Here is a 14,990-nt window from a genome sequence, read left to right as displayed (position 1 = left end):
CGCAGTGAATCAACTCAGCGTTTCAGGGCGGAGACGGGGACCTCGCGTTTATCCATTTCGTAGCCCTGCTGGTCGACGGCCCAGCGTGCGAGGGTGAGGCGGTGGATCTTGGCGTTGTGGCGGACGTCGACGGGCAGGTGCGGGTGAAGGTAGGCCAGGCGGATGCGGTCCGTGTGCGGATGTGGGGCGCCGAGGGCGCGGAGCTCGCGCACGAGCTTGCGGCGGAGGGAGGGCGTGGCGATGACGTCGCGCGAACGCGGCTCAACGACAATGGCCGGCCGGCGGCGGTCGTGGCCGGCGCCGATCAGGGCGACGCGGGCCACGTCCGGGTGGGCGCCGAAGATCGGTTCCACCTGTTCGGTGTAGAGCGGGCCGTCGGCCGTCAGCACCCGCTCAGCCTTGCGGCCGCAGAACCAGAGGCGGCCGGCGGTGTCGAGGTAGCCGAGGTCGCCCAGCCGATGCCACGCCGCGCCGGCCGGCGCGGACACAGCAAAGGAATCCGGCGTTCCGGCGGTTTTGCCATTTGTTTGGCTTTGGTTGTTTGGCGTTTGGATTTTGGCCAGCGTGGTCGCGGCGGGCAGCTGGTCGTAGGTTTGGGTCACCACGGGGCCCGAGGCGATGATCTCGCCGATCTCGCCGGGCGGGAGGACGCGGGTGTCGGTGAGTGACACGATCGGGCCGTCGGTGATCGGGATGATGCGGATCTGGATTTCCGCCACCGGCCGGCCGACGCAGGTGCCGGCGCCCGCCGCGGTTGCGGCGGACGTACCAAGTGAATCCGATCCCTGCCCTGCCCCCACAACTTCCGGACCGGAGATGGTGGCCAGCGGCAGAGCCTCGGTGGCTCCGTACGGGCTGTGGGCGGTGCCGTTCGGCAGCAAAACCTGCAGGTCGGCGAAGAGGGCCGGCGGGACGGGGGCGCCGGCCATGAGGACGCGGCGCAGCGTGGGGAGGGGTTCGTTTTTTTCGCGGCAGTGCCGGCTGATTTTCCGCCAGAGCGTGGGGGAGCCGAAGGAATTGGTGACGCCCTCCTGCTGGATCGCCTGCACGATCTTCGCCGGATCGACCGTGGCCGGGCGGGCGGGGTCGATTTCGGGCACGATGGTGGTCATGCCGAGCGCGGGATTGAAGAGGGCGAAGATGGGCAGCATCGGGAGGTCCACCTCGCCGGGCTGGATGCCGTAGGTGTCGCGCACCAGCCGCACCTGGGCGTCGAACATGCCGTGCTCGTAGCACACGCCCTTGGGTTCGCCGGTGGAACCGCTGGTGAACAGCACCGCGGCCAAATCGGCCGCGCGGCTGCTCACCATTTCAAATTTGAGCTTTGAGTTTTGAGCTCCCCGGCCGGCGCGGGCGGTGGGCGAGCCGCTCACCCACACGCGGATTTCCACGGATTTGAAGGCGGCGCGGAAAACGTGGCTCAGGAGTTGGGCGAGCGGGATGCCGAGGAGGACGCGCGGGCGGGAACGGGTGACGCAGGCGAGGAAGTTTTTCCGGCCCATGCCGGGGTCAATGATCACGGGCACGGCGCCGAGCTTGAAGAGGGCGAAGGCGGCGGCGATGAGCGGCAGGCCCTGCCGGACCATGACCAGCACGCGGTCGCCGGTTTGGACGCCGTGCCCCTGCAGGCGGGCCACCCAAGCGTCCACCTCGGTGTCGAGCTCGCGGAACGAGAGGGCGAGGTAGTCGATCCGGCCGTCACCGGTCCGGCCGCGGGGGACCTTGATCGCCGGGTGGTCCGGCTGGCGGGTCGCCATCAGCGGGAGGTGGCGGGCGATGTTGGCGGAGGCGGACAAGAAGGAAACGGCGGGCATAGACCGCCGCTACAGTCAGGAATTCCAGGCCGGGTCGGCGGTGAGGAGCTGGGCCTGCCAGGGGAGGAGGACGTTGCCGGCCCCGGCGGGGTCGCGGGCCAGCAGGGCGAGCTGCGTGCGGGTGGCGATGAGGGTCGGGTCGAGTGTGAGGCCGGCGGCGAGGCGGTCGCGGATGGCCTTGATGCGGTCCTGGCGGGAGAGTTCCTCCGGCGTCATGGGCACGAAGTCGCGGCGGCGCTCGCGGCGGGGCAGCGTGCGGGGGTCCGTCTCAAAACCGCGACGGATCGCGGTCTCGAGGGACGGGGCCAGGCGGTCGTGGCGGCGGCCGAGGTGCACCTGCAGCAGTTCGCCGGGCGACGCGCCCTCCTCAGCGGCGCGGGACAGGCGCATGAGCAGCTCGTTGCCGGTGACCTTGAAGGGGGGCGTGTTGAGTTTCTCGGCCCAGCTCTCGCGCCAGTGCCAGAGGGCGTGGAGAATGGCCAGGCCGCGGCCGCGGAGTTTCTCGGCGCCGCCGATGCGCCAGTCGTTCTCGTCGGGCGGGGCAAAGCCGTCGCGGGCGACCTCGATCTGCCAGCGGCATTTCTGCTCGAACCACTCGAGGCGGCCGAGGCGGACCAACTCGTCACGGAGGCGGTCGCGCAGGGGGAGCAGGTAGTGGACGTCGAGCGCGGCGTAATCGAGCATGTCGCGGTCAAGCGGGCGCTGGGACCAGTTGGCCTTCTGGTGGTCCTTGTCGAGTTTCACGCCGAAATTCTGCTCGAGCAGGGCGGCGAGGCCGAAGCGCGGGATGCTGAGCAGCTGGGCGGCGAACATGGTGTCGAAGAGGCTCAGCGGCCGGAAGGCACAGAGCCCGTGCAGCAGGCGCAGGTCGTAGTCGCTGCCGTGCATGATGAGGGGCTTGGTGGCGAGGCGGGCCCAGAGATCGTCGAGCGGCAGGTCGGCCAGCAGGTCCACGAGGAAGATCTCGCCGCCGGCGAGGATCTGGAGGAGGCAGACGCGCGTCTTGTAGCGGAAGAGGTTGTCGGCCTCGGTATCGATCGCGATCTCGACGGAGCGGTCGATCGCCGCGAGGAGCGGCGGGAGTTGCGCAGGCTGGTTGATGAACTGGTAGTGCGGTTGGGCGTTCAAAGGGGGATCAGGGTTCTAGGTTCCAAGCGGAAAGGAAGGCGTCAATCAATTGAGGCAGGTCGGCGCTATAACCGCCCTCGAGGATGGCGGCGGCGGGGCGGCCGCCCTGGCGGAGCCAGTGGCCGAGTTCGGCAAAATCCGCGGTCTCGAGGCTCATTTGCGTGATCGGGTCGCCGACGTAGGCGTCGAAGCCGGCGGAGACGAGCACCAGGTCGGGCTGGAAGGCCTGGACTGTTTCCCAGGACCGGGCGAGGACGGCGAGGTGTTGCTCGCGCGGGGTGTGGGGCGCGACGGGGAAGTTGGCGATGTTGCCGGCCGAGGCGGTGCCGGTGCCCGGGTAGCCGGGATATTGGTGCACCGAGGCGAAAAAGAGGCCGGGGCGGCCGCGGAGGATGTCCTCGGTGCCGTTGCCGTGGTGGGCATCGAAGTCCCAGACGGCGACCTTGGCGCCCGCGGCCGCGACGTGGAGGGCGGCGATGGCGATCGAATTGAGGTAACAAAACCCCATGGCCTGCGTGCGCGTGGCGTGGTGGCCCGGGGGGCGCATCAGCGAAAAGGCCTTTTCCCCGGATTGGGCGAGCTGTGCCGCCTTCAGGGCCGCGCCGGCGGCGCGACAGGCGTGTTCACGGATGCCGGGGAAATACGGGGTGTCCTCGTCGAGGTCGGGGCCGTGGCCGAGGCGTTGCAGCAGGGCCGGGGGATGGGCCAAGGCGAGGATCTCCTCGGGCGCGGGGGTCGGGAGGCGCCAGGTCCAGGTGGGATGGGCGGCCTGAAGGTGGGCGTGACTGCGGAGGATCCGGGCCGGCTGCTCGGGGCGCATCGAGGAGCCGTAATCAGCGCATTGGGGATCGTGAACAATGGTCATCAAAGGTGTCCGCCTACGGACGATGGGAACTGTCCCCAAAGAGTACTAAACCGCGCTTTTCAGCAAGGCCGGATCGTCGCCGAGCAGGGCGTCTACCCCCCACCCGGCCAGCCGGGCCGCCAGGGCGGGATCGTTCACGGTCCAGGACCAGACGGCGTAACCGCGGGCATGAAAATGGCCGACCCACGCGGCGGACCGGATGGCCCGGTGGCTGACGCTGAGCCCGCCCGCCCCACACGCGGCGAGGTGGCGGACGAGGGTGGCCGGGGCGGACCGGCCCTCGGAGATCAGCATGCGCGGGATGGCGGGGGCGAGGGTCCGTGCCTCGGCCACCAGCCGGGCGTGGAAGGAGGCCAGGATCACCCATTGCTCCGCACGGGCGGACCGGATGGCCCGGATAACCGGGGCGACCGGACCGGATTTTAGCTCGATTTGGACGACCACCAGCCCGCGGGTGAGGCGGAGCACGTCGGCCAGCCGTGGGATGGGCTCGCGGCCGTGGATCGTGAGGCGGCGCAGTTCCGCCCAAGTTTTGCGGGCGGGGTGGCCCGGGGTGCCGGTGAGGCGGCGCAACGAGGTGTCGTGGAAGACCACCGGCACCCCGTCCCGGGTGACCTGCACGTCGAGCTCGATGCCGTCGGCCTCCAAGGCGATCGCCCGGCGGAAGGCGGCGAGGGTGTTCTCCGGCAACTCGGCCGAGGCGCCGCGGTGGGCGAAGATGAGGGGCGGGGCCACAAGGGGTACAAAAGGCGCAAAAAGCGGCCAAGCCAACCCGGAATCCCGTGGGCGCAGGGGAAGGCGGTTTTTATTTCTGTGCCTTTTGCGCCTTTTGTGGCCAAAGTTTATCCATGAAAGTCGTCGTCTTGTGTTCCGGCGGGATGGATTCGGTGGCCGCGCTCCATTGGGCGCGGGCGCACCATGACGTCCGGGCGGCGCTGAGCTTCGACTACGGGTCCAAGCACAACCACCGGGAGATCCCGCTCGCCGCCGAGCAGGCCCGGATCCTCGGCGTGCCGCACCGGATCATCCGGCTGGACTTCATCGGGCAGCTGTTCGCGTCGGACCTGCTGCAGTCCGGCGGCGACATCCCGGAGGGGCACTATGCGGACGACAACATGAAGCGCACGGTGGTGCCGTTCCGGAACGGGATCATGCTGGCGGCGGCCGCGGGTTTTGCCGAGAGCGCCGAGGCGGAGGGTCTCGTGATCGCGGCGCACACGGGGGACCACACGATCTATCCGGATTGCCGCGAGAATTTCATGGCGGCGATGGGCGAGGCCCTGCGGTGCGGCACCTATGCCGGCATCCAGCTGCTCCGGCCCTTCATCGCGCTGACCAAGGGGCAGATCGCCGCCGAGGGCGCGCGGCTGGGCGTGGATTTCGGGCGCACCTGGTCGTGCTACAAGGGCGGCGAGATCCACTGCGGCAAGTGCGGCACGTGCGTCGAACGCCGCGAGGCCTTCCAGCAGGCGGGGCTGGTGGATCCCACGGAGTATGAGGCCACGCCGCCGTTGCCCGCGGGGCCGGGAAAAACATAGGCCCTCTGCGCCCTATCGGACCTAGATGAGAGAAACTTTACCCAGCACATGCTGATCTCCGAAATCTTCTATTCCCTGCAGGGTGAGGGCGAGCTGATGGGCGTGCCGTCGGTCTTTGTGCGCACCAGCGGGTGCAACCTGCGCTGCAACTGGTGTGACACGCCCTATGCGTCGTGGCAGCCGGAGGGCACGCCGATGGAAGTGGAAGCGATCCTCGCCGAGGTGACGCGGCATCCGGCGAAACACGTGGTGCTGACCGGCGGCGAGCCGATGGTGGCGCCGGGCATCCATGAGCTGGCCTTCCAGCTGCAGGAAAGGGGCTATCATATCACGATCGAGACCGCCGGCACGATCCTGCCGCGCGGCATCGCCTGCGACCTGGCGTCGATCAGTCCCAAGCTCAAGCACTCCGCCCCCGATGCCCGGCTCGATGACACCTGGCGGCGGAAACACGAGGAGCTGCGCTGGCAGCCCGCCGTGGTGACGGCGTGGATGGCGTGCCAGGACTACCAGTTGAAATTCGTGGTGAGCAGCGAGGCGGATGTGACGGAGCTCGAGGGGATGTTGCGCGAGACCGACACGGCCATCCCGCCCAGCAAGGTGTTGCTCATGCCGGAGGGAGTGACGATCGAGGCCCTGCGGTCGCGCGCCGGCTGGCTGGGCGAGGTCTGCAAGGCGCGCGGCTATCGTTACGCCCCGCGGCTGCACATCGAGCTCTACGGCAACAGGCGGGGCACATGAAAATCCGCCTCCGCCCGGTCAACCGCCTCGCGCCCCGCAAGCTCTCCGAGGAACTGGCGGAGTTGCGCCTCCGCGCCGGCGAACGGGCGGTCACGCTCCGCGAGGTCATCCAGACGCTGGGCGGGCGCGCCTACCTGCTGCTGGTGCTGGTGCTCTCGATCCCGTTCATCACCCCGATCCCGCTGCCGGGCCTCTCCACGCCGTTCGGCCTGGCGATCGCGCTGATCGCCCTGCGGCTTTCCCTCGGGCAGCGGCCGTTGCTGTCCAAGAAACTCCAGCGCAAGGAACTGCCGGCGGGGTTCATCGGCAAAGTGTTCGGCGTGTCCGAGAAGCTGCTGCGTTTCCTCGAGAAATTCCTCCGGCCGCGGCTCACGTTCCTGATCGACACGCCGCTGCTGGCCCAGTTGCACGCGCTGCTGATGCTGCTCGCGGCCCTGGCGCTCCTGCTCCCGCTGCCGATCCCGTTCAGCAACAGTTTTCCCGCCTGGACGATCCTGCTGCTCGCCGCCGGGCTGCTGGAGCGCGACGGCTTCTTCATCCTGGCCGGCTACGTGGTCTTTGTGGGCGGGGTGTTTTTCTTCATCTTCCTCGGTGAGGCCGCGACGGCGCTGGTGCAGTCGCTGATCCAGTGGGTGCGCGGCTAGAACTTGTCGCCGCGGAGCACCTGCACGTCGGCGGCGAAGGCGATCATGGCGTAGCGCGGGAAGAATTCCGCGCCGAGACGATCCAGCAGGACGTCGGCGACGTCGGCGCGCACGACGACCTGGATCTGCAGGTTGGTGAACTCGGGGATGTCGGCCGGCCGGCCGCCGCCGGCGCCTTCGCCCTCGACGGGAAACAGGGTCCAGCCGTGCGCCCCGGCCGAGCGCAGCAGATCGAGCACGGGCCCGCGGGCGTGGGCCTCGCAGACGATGGTGAGGAGCTTCATCGCGTGGGTTTGCATGGGTCAGGCGTACAGCCAGCGCGCCAGGGCATGACAGTAGGGTATGCCCAGGGTGAGGTTGAACGGGAAGGTGATGGCCAGTGAGGCCGTGAGGTAGAGCGTGGGATTCGCATCGGGGAGCGAGACGCGGATCGCCGCGGGCGCGGCGATGTAGGAGGCGCTGGCTGCCAGCACCCCGAGCAGCGTGGCGCCACCCAGCCCGAGCCCGGTCGCCTGCCCCACCCACACGCCGAGCGCACCGTTGACGAGGGGCACCAGCATGCCGAACGCCAGCAGGAAGGCCCCGACCTTGCGGAGATCACCCAAGCGCCGGCCGGCGACCAGGCCCATCTCCAGCAAAAACAACGCGAGCACCCCCTGGAAAGGGGTGACGAAAAACGGTTCGACCTTGGCCATGCCCGCCGGGCCGCAGAGCACGCCCACCACGAGTGAACCGACCAGCAGCAGCACGCTGCGGCCGCAGAGCGCCTCGTGCACGACGGCGCGGAGCGAGGCGTCCCCTCCGGGGCTGGGGGCCACCCCGGCGGCGCGTGGGCTGGCGAGCCGGCCCAGCACGACGCCGACGAGGATGGCGGGGGATTCCATCACCGCCAGGAAGGCGCTGGCGTAACTTTCGTAGGGTTGGCCGACGGCCTGCAGGTAGTTGGTGGCGGCAATGAACGTGACGGCGCTCACCGAGCCATAGTGCGCGGCGATGGCCGCGGCATCGACCGCGGCCAGCCGGCCGACCCGGCGCAGCACCGGGTACGTCCAGAAGGGAATCAGGGCGCCCAGGGCCATCGCCGCGAGCGCCGGCAGCCAGACGCGGGCGAGTCCGGCCTCGGCGAGGGCGACGCCGCCCTTGAAGCCGATGGCCACGAGCAGGTAGATCGTCAGACCCGCATAGAGCGGCTCGGGAAAACGCAGGTCGCTGCGCACGACGGCGGCGAAGACCCCCAGCGCGAAAAACAGCACCGCGGGCGAGAGCAGGTTGGCTTGGACGGCGTCGAGCAGGGTCATCGGGAGCGGGCGGGTGCAGGGGACTCAGTCGGTTGCGCCCGGCGTGGGTGGGACCAAACGCCCCGCGTCAACGCGGGCCGCCCGCACCTGACGCTGCAAGGCAGCCAGCTGGGTCTCCACCGCGTCCAGGGCCGCCGTCACGGTGGCGGCCGGTGCGGCCGGTGCCCGATTCTCCTCCAGCTCCCGATGCATCTCCGCCATGCTGTTCATGACGATGCCGATGAAGAGATTCAGGATGATCATCGTGCCGAGCACGATGAAGGTGACGAAGTACAACGTCACCACGAGGCCAGGCACGGCCGTCGCGACGCGCTCAAACGCATCCCCCCAGTTGTCGAGCGTGACCACGCGGAAAAGGGTGAACAAGGCCGCGGGCAGCGAACCGAAATCCGCCGGGTCGGCCTGGCCAAACAGGTGGACGCCGGCGACGGCGTACACATAAAACATCAGGGCCAGCAGGAGCGAAACGTAACCCATCGCCGACAGGCTCTTCAACAGGGCGCCGACGAGCAGCTGGAGCTTCGGCAGCGCACTCACCAGCCGGAGCAGACGGAGCACCCGGGACAGGCGCAGCACGGCGGCGAAGGGCCCGGCGGCGGGCAGGAAGCAGAGCGCGACGATCAGGCAGTCGAACACATTCCAGCCGTCGGCAAAATACCGCCGCGGCTCGCGCCCGCAGGCGGTGAGCTTGAGCAGGATTTCCAACGTGAAGACCGCGAGGATCGCCCGGTTGAGCCAGTGCAGCCACGGCGACCATGCGGTCACCAACGCGGGATCCGTCTCCACGCCGGCCAGCACGCCGGCGAGGAGGATGACGCCAATGATGAACCCTTGGAAAACCCGGTGGGCGACCAGACGGTGGGCGAGTGCGACCATGCCGGCTCAGCTTTTCGCGGGGGCGGACCGGACCGGGATGGCCAGGGAGGCCACGATGGAGGCGGTCAGGAGCGCGCCGATGATGCCCAGCGACCAGGTGATCGGGAACTTGCCGCCGAAGGCCTCGTTCAGCCACACCATCTTCAGGCCGACGAAGACCAGGATCAGGCCGAGGCCGTACTTGAGGAAGCGGAACTTGTGCATCACCCCCGCGAGCAGGAAGAACAGCGCCCGCAGGCCGAGGATCGCGAAGACATTCGACGTGAAAACGATCAGCGGCTCCTTCGTCAGGGCGAAGATCGCCGGCACCGAGTCGACCGCGAAGACGATGTCGGTCAGCTCCATGAAGACCAGACACACGAAGAGCGGGGTCGCGTGCCAGACCCCGTCAATCTTGGTCAGGAAGCTCTGCCCGTGCAGGTTCGGCGTCACCGGGACCAGTTTGCGGAGGAGCCGGATCACCGGGTTCTTCTCGGGATCCATGGGTTTTTCCGGGGCGAAGAGGATCTTCAGGCCGGTCAGGATGAGGAAACCGCCGAAGAGCCAGATGACCCAGTGGAACTGCATCAGCGCCGCGCCGAGGCTGATGAAGATGATCCGGAAGATCAGGGCGCCGAGGATGCCGTAGAAGAGGACCCGGTGCTGGTACTTCGCGGGCACGCCGAAGTAGGTGAAGATCACCACGAACACGAAGATGTTGTCCACCGACAGGGATTTCTCGACGACGAAGCCGGTCAGGTATTCGAGTCCGGTCTGGCGCGCGAGCGCGGCGTGGTCGAGGCCGGCCAGGCGGGGATCGAGCGGGAACTTATACAGTCCGTACTGGTAGAGCCCGTAGCCGAAGACCAGCGCGAGGCTGATCCAGAACACGCTCCAGCCGAGGGCCTCCTTGAAACCCACCACGTGGGCGTCGCGGTGGAAGACGCCGAGGTCGAGGGCCAGCATGCCCAGCACAAAGAGCGTGAACAGGCCGTAGAACCACCAGTAGTCGGCGAAGGGGAAGAGAGATATATAGGTCATGAAAGGTGTCTCAGATGTTTTCCGCCCAGACCCGGCCCCGGGCGGCCCAGTGGGCCCGCAGTTCGGGGGCATGGCGCCGGAAGACGGTCTCCACCAGCAGCGCGTCATCGAGCAGGCCGATCTCCGGCACGGTGTCGGGGATCAGGTCGTAGCCCTTGAGAAAGTAGAAGAGGGCGAAGGCGGCCTCACGCAGGACCGGCGAGTCCTCCGCGGGGGATGATTCGGCCACGAATTGCATCAGGATGGCCAGGCGCCGCGGCAGGACGGTGGAATCGGTGATCCGCGCGGTCTTGGAGCGGAGGGCCGGCAGCATGCGCCGGAGGCGCGCCAGATCGGCGGGCTGCACGCAGGCGGCGCCGCGCTCGAGGTGGACGCTGGGCGGGGCCTCACGCCCGGGTGCGCCCAGGGTGGAGAGGTAGTGATCGAGAGAGGGGGCGGGTTGGCTCATGGATGTTTTGGTTCCCGCGGAGAAAAGCGGAGGACGGGCCGCGAACAAGCCGGACTGGATTGCAAAGGCCGGCCACTTTTCCATGCGCCCGGCCGGGCGGGGCAAGCGTACCAGCGGGATGCCTGATCCCGCTGCCCTCCTCCCCGCCCACCTGGCCTTCACGGCGGCCATGGCGGGGGTGCTCTGGGTGGTGCAGCTGGCCGTGTACCCCTTGTTTGGGGCGGTGGCGCCGGCCGAATTCGTCGCCTATCACCGGCGTTATGCCACGCGCATCAGCCTCGTGGTCCTGCCGCTGATGCTGGCCGAGCTGGGGACGGCTGCGGCCCTCTGGCTGGGGGGCCTGCGCGGCCCGGTCTTCCTCGGCTCCCTCGTCCTGCTGGCCGTCGCCTGGATATCCACGGCGGCCCTGCAGGTGCCGCGGCATCGCCGGCTGGCGGCGGGTTATGAGGCCGCGACCCACCGCCGGCTCGTGCTCAGCAACTGGCTGCGGACGGGCGCATGGACGGCCCGGGTGGTCCTGCTGCTGCTCCTCATCCCGTAGCGAGCACGATCTTGCCGAACTGCGCCCCCGCGGCCATGTGGCGGAGGGCCTGGTCCGTCTCCGCCAGGGGAAACACGCGGTCGACGACGGGCACGATCCGGTGTCGCGCCACGAACGCCGTCATGCCCGCGAAGTCAGCCGGCGAGCCCATGGTGGTGCCGAGCAGGGTGAGCTGGCGGAAGAAACATTTGCGGAGGTCGAGCCCCGGGGGTTGGCCCGTGGTCGCGCCGAAGAAGACGAGGCGGCCGCCGGGCCGCACGAGCTCGATCAGCGGCCCGAAGCCCGCGCCGCCGGCGCTGTCGAGGACGACGTCGAACGGCCCTCCCGCCGCGCGGGTGAGAGTCGCGGGCCAGTCGGTGTCCCGGTAATTGACCCCGCCGGCCGCGCCCAGGGTTTGGGCCCGGGCGATTTTTTCGGGCGAGCTGGACGTGACCCACACCTGGGCGCCGGCCGCCACGGCGAACTGCAGCGCGAACAGGGCGGCGCCGCCACCGATGCCGGTGATGAGGATTTTTTCGCCGGACTGCAGGCCGGCGCGGGTGAACAGCGCGCGCCAGGCCGTGAGCCCGGCGAGCGGCAGGGCGGCCGCCTGCTCCCAGGTGAGGTGGGCGGGCTTGGAGGCGAGGTTGGCCACCGGGATGGCGATCTGTTCCGCGAAGGTGCCGGCGTCGGGCAGGCCGAGGATGCGGAAACCCGGGCCCTGCGTACGCGGGTCGTCGCCCCAGTCGAGGGAGGGATTGATGATGACCTCGCGGCCGGACCAGGCGTCGTCGCCGGGGGCGCCGACAGCCGTCACCACCCCCGCGCCATCGGAACCGGGAATCAGCGGCAGCTTGATGCCGGCATACTGGCCGAGCTGGATCCACAGGTCGCGGTGGTTGAGGGCGGCGGCGCGGAGCCGGACCACGGCCTGGCCGGCGGCGGGGACCGGATCGGGGGCCGGTTGCACGGTGACGGGTTCATTCGTGGCGCGAAGGAGGGCGGCTTGCATGGCGGGGACGCTACCGCCCGCGGGGCCAAAGACAACCGGGTCTTGGCCCCGGCCGTAATTTTCCCCTCAAGCGGGCGGGGTTTGGGTCGTTGACCACGGGCTGGACTCACGGCATCCACTGGTGCCAGCCCCGCATTTTCCCATGAAAGGCATCGTATTCCATCTCCTCCACCAGGTGGTCGCCCAGCAATACGGCGAAAAAACCTGGGACGCGCTGTTGACCGAGGCGGGGCTGCAGGGCGCGTACACCTCGCTCGGGAGCTATGAGGACGCGGAATTGTTCAAGATCGTCGGCGCCGCCTCGCGCCAGCTCGGCCTCCCACCGAACGACATCGTGCGGTGGTTCGGGCGCGGGGCGATCCCGCTGCTGGCCCAGCATTACGCCCGGGTGTTCACGCCGCACACCGACGCGCGAAGCTTTGTGCTGACGCTGAACAGCGTGATCCATCCCGAGGTGCGCAAGATGTATCCCGGCGCCGACGTCCCCAACTTTGACTTCGACACCTCCTCGCCGGAGGTGCTGGTGATGCATTACCGGTCGAAACGGAAGATGTGCAGCTTCGCCGAGGGCCTTTTGCTCGGCGCGGCGGACCACTTTGGCGAGAGCGCCACAATCGACCACACCCAGTGCATGCACCGCGGCGACCCGCAGTGCGAGCTCCGCATCCGGTTCGCGCCAGCGGGGGGCGCATGAGTGCCGAGGGGGAGTTGCTGCGGGAGGAGATCGCCCTGTTGCGCCGGCAGCTGGAGCGGGAACGGCTCAGCCGCGAGCAGGCCGAGCAACTGGCCGAGCAGGGCACGCGGGCCCTGTACGACCGGCAGGCGGAACTCGCGCTGCTGGCGGCGATCACCTCCGCCGCCAATTCCAGCGCCACGCTCACCTCGGCGGTGGCCTCCGTCCTGCAGCAGCTCGGGGAGTTCGGCGGCTGGGAGCTGGGCCACGTGTACGTGAACGAACCCGGCACGGATACGCTGGTGCCCCTGGGACTGTGGTACGAGGCCAACCCGGGCCGCTGCCGGACCTTCCAGGCGCGCACCGGGGAGCTGACCCTGCGGCGGGGCGCCGGTTTGCCGGGCCAGGTCATGGCGCGCGGTGAGCCGCTGCTGCTGACCTCGCTGGCGGATGAATGCAATTTTCCCCGCGCGGAGGCGGCGCAGGCCTGCGGGCTGGTGTGCGGTTACGCCTTCCCGGTCACGCCGAGCGTGGGCGGCATGGCGGTCATCGAGTTGTTTTCCATCCGGCGGCATGCGCCGGACGAGCCGATGCTGGGCCTGATCCCGCAGGTCACTTCGCAGATCAACCGGATCTTCGCGCGCCACTGGCTGGATCGGGAGCGCCAGCGGGTGCAGGTCGCGCTGGAGGAGAAGGTGCGCGAGCGGACCGAGACGCTCTCCAAGACGGTGCAGGCCCTGAACGAACGGGTGGAAGAGCAGCGCCGCATGCAGCAGGCGCTCCAGGTGCACAACCGCGCGCTCAACGCGGCGGCCAATGGCATCGTGATCGCGGACGCCCTGCAGCCGAACTGGCCCATCATCTACTGCAACCCGGCGTTCGAGCGCCTCACCGGCTATCAGGCCGACGAGGTGATGGGTCGGAACTGCAAGTTTCTCCAGGGCGACGACACCGACACGGAAACCGTCGGCGCCTTGCGCGATGCCATCCGCACGGGTCAGCCGGTCAACGTCACGATCAAGAACTACCGCAAGGACGGCACCAGCTTCTGGAACCAGCTGACGGTGGCGCCGGTGCGCGATCCCACCGGTTTGCTGACCCACTACATCGGCGTCCAGGAGGATGTCACCCGCCAGCAGGAGGCCGAGCACAGCCTACGCGCGGCGCGCGATGCCACCGAGCTGGCCAACGCGGACCTGTCGCGGGCCGCCCGGCTGAAGGACGAGTTCCTGGCCGCGATGAGCCACGAGCTGCGCACGCCGCTGAACGCGGTACTGGGCATGGCGGAGGTCATGCGGGACCAGTTGCACGGCCCGCTGAATGCGTCGCAGCTCGAGATGATGGGGATTGTCGAGGAAAGCGGCCGCCACCTGCTGGCGCTGATCAACGACATCCTCGACCTCTCCAAGATCGAGGCCGGGAAGCTGGACCTGCAGGTTGAGGAGGTGCCGATCGAGCCCGCGGCGCAGTCAAGCGTGCGCTTCGTGCGGGAGCAGGCGATGCGCAAGAAGCTGGAGCTGACCTGCACCGTCGATCCCACGCTGGAGACCGTCCAGGCGGACCACCGCCGGTTGAAGCAGGTCCTGGTGAATCTCCTGAGCAACGCGGTGAAGTTCACGCCGGAGGGCGGCCGCGTGGGCCTGGAGGTCGTCGCGGACCCGGTGGCCGGCGGGGTGCGGTTCACCGTGTGGGACACCGGCATCGGCATCGCCCGGGCGGATTTCGACCGCATCTTCCAGCCGTTTGAGCAGATCGACAGCCGGCTGGCCCGGCGCTACGAGGGGACCGGCCTCGGTCTCGCCTTGGTGCGCCGCATGGTGGCGATGCACGGCGGGACGCTCAGCCTCGACAGCGAGCCCGGGCAAGGCAGCCGGTTCAGCGTGTTTTTGCCCCAGGTCCGGTTCAGCCACCCGCCGATCGCGGTGACGCCGGGTCAGGTCCCGGCGCCGGCGGCCCGTCCCCGGGTGCCCAACGGGGCGATCCATGTGTTGGTGGCCGAAGACAACGAAGCGAACCAGAAGATGCTGCTGGGTTACCTGCAGGCCCAGGGTTACCGGACCTCGCTCGCCACCCAAGGCGAGGAGGCGGTGCAGATGGCCACGGCCCTGTGCCCGGATATCATCGTCATGGATGTGCAGATGCCGGGCGTCGACGGGTTGGAAGCCATTCGCCGGATCCGCGCCGACCCCCAAGTGGCGCATATCCCCATCATTGCGCTCACGGCCATGGCCATGAATGGCGACCGGGACCGCTGTATCGCCGCCGGCGCCAGCGCCTACCTGAGTAAACCCGTCATGCTCAGCGAGCTGGCGGCCTGCCTGGATCAGGTGGTCGCGGTCCGGTCCGGCCCGGCCCCGCTGCGCCAAGACGGCCCTGCGCAAAGGTTGGCATAAATCGCGCAAACTTGCTTGTG

16 protein-coding genes are annotated in these 14,990 nt (G+C 68.9%); 6 read left to right on the top strand and 10 right to left on the bottom strand.

From position 1 onward, the window contains the following. Positions 1–14 precede the first annotated feature (14 nt). The 4 genes from Verru16B_RS05280 to Verru16B_RS05265 are packed head-to-tail and all read right to left on the bottom strand — an operon-like array spanning position 15 to position 4,542. Complete coding sequence (locus Verru16B_RS05280) at positions 15–1,796, bottom strand: fatty acid CoA ligase family protein (protein WP_237023471.1); 1,782 nt, start codon at positions 1,794–1,796, stop codon at positions 15–17. Between the two features lie 33 nt (positions 1,797–1,829). Next, complete coding sequence (locus Verru16B_RS05275) at positions 1,830–2,942, bottom strand: ribonuclease D (protein WP_069961308.1); 1,113 nt, start codon at positions 2,940–2,942, stop codon at positions 1,830–1,832. A gap of 7 nt (positions 2,943–2,949) precedes the next feature. Further along, positions 2,950–3,807, bottom strand: coding sequence for a histone deacetylase family protein (locus Verru16B_RS05270; protein WP_069961307.1), 858 nt, complete (start codon positions 3,805–3,807; stop codon positions 2,950–2,952). Between the two features lie 45 nt (positions 3,808–3,852). Continuing rightward, positions 3,853–4,542 (bottom strand): glycerophosphodiester phosphodiesterase, encoded by a 690-nt coding sequence (locus tag Verru16B_RS05265; protein ID WP_069961306.1) that lies wholly within the window; start codon positions 4,540–4,542, stop codon positions 3,853–3,855. Positions 4,543–4,655: 113 nt separating this feature from the next. On the opposite strand from Verru16B_RS05265, the gene queC reads away from it, so the two are divergent. Genes queC through Verru16B_RS05250 form a run of 3 tightly spaced genes read left to right on the top strand, consistent with a single transcriptional unit; the run spans position 4,656 to position 6,730 of the window. Continuing rightward, the gene (gene queC / locus Verru16B_RS05260) at positions 4,656–5,345 is read left to right on the top strand and encodes a 7-cyano-7-deazaguanine synthase QueC (RefSeq protein WP_069961305.1); all 690 of its coding nucleotides are present in this window, start codon (positions 4,656–4,658) and stop codon (positions 5,343–5,345) included. A gap of 48 nt (positions 5,346–5,393) precedes the next feature. Then, positions 5,394–6,086: a 7-carboxy-7-deazaguanine synthase QueE gene (locus tag Verru16B_RS05255; protein ID WP_069961304.1), complete on the top strand. Its 693-nt coding sequence runs from the start codon at positions 5,394–5,396 to the stop codon at positions 6,084–6,086. Further along, the gene (locus Verru16B_RS05250; RefSeq protein WP_069961303.1) at positions 6,083–6,730 is read left to right on the top strand and encodes an exopolysaccharide biosynthesis protein; all 648 of its coding nucleotides are present in this window, start codon (positions 6,083–6,085) and stop codon (positions 6,728–6,730) included. The genes Verru16B_RS05255 and Verru16B_RS05250 overlap by 4 nt, the downstream gene beginning before the upstream one ends. Here Verru16B_RS05250 and Verru16B_RS05245 read toward each other — a convergent pair. From Verru16B_RS05245 to Verru16B_RS05225, 5 genes are read right to left on the bottom strand one after another with little or no spacing between them, the layout of a single operon-like run. Continuing rightward, on the bottom strand, positions 6,727–7,029 hold the full coding sequence (locus Verru16B_RS05245; protein WP_069961302.1) for a P-II family nitrogen regulator: 303 nt from the start codon (positions 7,027–7,029) through the stop codon (positions 6,727–6,729). The genes Verru16B_RS05250 and Verru16B_RS05245 overlap by 4 nt on opposite strands. A 3-nt stretch (positions 7,030–7,032) precedes the next feature. After that, positions 7,033–8,028: a sodium-dependent bicarbonate transport family permease gene (locus Verru16B_RS05240; protein ID WP_069961301.1), complete on the bottom strand. Its 996-nt coding sequence runs from the start codon at positions 8,026–8,028 to the stop codon at positions 7,033–7,035. A gap of 24 nt (positions 8,029–8,052) precedes the next feature. Next, the gene (locus Verru16B_RS05235; RefSeq protein WP_069961300.1) at positions 8,053–8,904 is read right to left on the bottom strand and encodes an ion transporter; all 852 of its coding nucleotides are present in this window, start codon (positions 8,902–8,904) and stop codon (positions 8,053–8,055) included. Between the two features lie 6 nt (positions 8,905–8,910). Further along, a complete protein-coding gene (locus Verru16B_RS05230; protein WP_069961299.1) occupies positions 8,911–9,924 on the bottom strand; it encodes a TerC family protein in 1,014 nt (337 codons plus the stop codon). Positions 9,925–9,934: 10 nt separating this feature from the next. After that, positions 9,935–10,372 (bottom strand): DUF1232 domain-containing protein, encoded by a 438-nt coding sequence (locus Verru16B_RS05225; RefSeq protein WP_157772231.1) that lies wholly within the window; start codon positions 10,370–10,372, stop codon positions 9,935–9,937. A 118-nt stretch (positions 10,373–10,490) separates the two neighbouring features. Between Verru16B_RS05225 and Verru16B_RS05220 the strand changes: the two genes are divergently transcribed. Beyond that, entirely contained in the window at positions 10,491–10,913 is a 423-nt protein-coding gene (locus Verru16B_RS05220; RefSeq protein ID WP_069963609.1) for a hypothetical protein, read from the top strand. Here the strand turns inward: Verru16B_RS05220 and Verru16B_RS05215 are convergent. Beyond that, the gene (locus Verru16B_RS05215; protein WP_069961297.1) at positions 10,903–11,904 is read right to left on the bottom strand and encodes a zinc-binding dehydrogenase; all 1,002 of its coding nucleotides are present in this window, start codon (positions 11,902–11,904) and stop codon (positions 10,903–10,905) included. The genes Verru16B_RS05220 and Verru16B_RS05215 overlap by 11 nt on opposite strands. 142 nt (positions 11,905–12,046) lie before the next feature. On the opposite strand from Verru16B_RS05215, the gene Verru16B_RS05210 reads away from it, so the two are divergent. Further along, the gene (locus Verru16B_RS05210; RefSeq protein WP_069961296.1) at positions 12,047–12,598 is read left to right on the top strand and encodes a heme NO-binding domain-containing protein; all 552 of its coding nucleotides are present in this window, start codon (positions 12,047–12,049) and stop codon (positions 12,596–12,598) included. Continuing rightward, positions 12,595–14,970: an ATP-binding protein gene (locus tag Verru16B_RS05205; protein ID WP_069961295.1), complete on the top strand. Its 2,376-nt coding sequence runs from the start codon at positions 12,595–12,597 to the stop codon at positions 14,968–14,970. The genes Verru16B_RS05210 and Verru16B_RS05205 overlap by 4 nt, the downstream gene beginning before the upstream one ends. Positions 14,971–14,990 lie beyond the last annotated feature (20 nt).

It is taken from the genome of Lacunisphaera limnophila, from assembly GCF_001746835.1.
Classification (GTDB): Bacteria; Verrucomicrobiota; Verrucomicrobiia; order Opitutales; family Opitutaceae; genus Lacunisphaera; species Lacunisphaera limnophila.
Note: the sequence above shows the minus strand (reverse complement) of the source record. Positions and strands in the feature narration are given on the sequence as shown.